Genomic DNA, 544 nt, shown 5'->3' on the forward strand with positions numbered 1-544 from the left:
ATGTAATCACATCCATCATTCAACGGGGCGCACAAGTTCGCTCGATCGACGACAAAAAGCTTGCAGTTAAGGACGATGATCCCCATGCCGCCCAAGAGCCCTACGAAGACGTACCTGTCTTATGCCAGCCGCGAAAAGCAGATCGTGGAAAAGGCGATCGACTATTTCTCCGAGAACGGCTTCCAAGCCAGCACGCGAGAGATTGCCAAGCACATTGGGGTAACGCAGCCTCTGCTGTATCGCTATTTCAAGACAAAAAACGAGCTTATCGAGCGCGTCTTCAATGAAGTGTTCCTGACGCGATGGAAGGGTGAATGGCAGGTAGAGCTGCAAAATCGCGCCATTCCATTTCGAGAAAGGCTCAAATCATACTTGATCGACTATTGCGACAGCATCCTCCATAGACAATGGATCAGGATCTTTCTATTAGGTGCGCTGAACGACCAGTCCATCAACAGACGCTATATTTCTATGCTTCAGGAACGAACCTTTCCGATCATCTTGAACGAATTTTATCATTCCATCGGCGTGACCAATACCGACG

Annotated in this window: 1 protein-coding gene; it reads left to right on the plus strand. The window is 48.9% G+C overall.

The genetic code is table 11. From position 1 onward, the window contains the following. Positions 1–84: 84 nt before the first annotated feature. Positions 85–544 (plus strand): TetR/AcrR family transcriptional regulator (locus tag AC1D35_RS36795; RefSeq protein WP_477943010.1); only part of this gene is annotated, 460 nt, incomplete at its 3' end.

This window comes from Rhizobium sp. P1_E6, assembly GCF_056405875.1.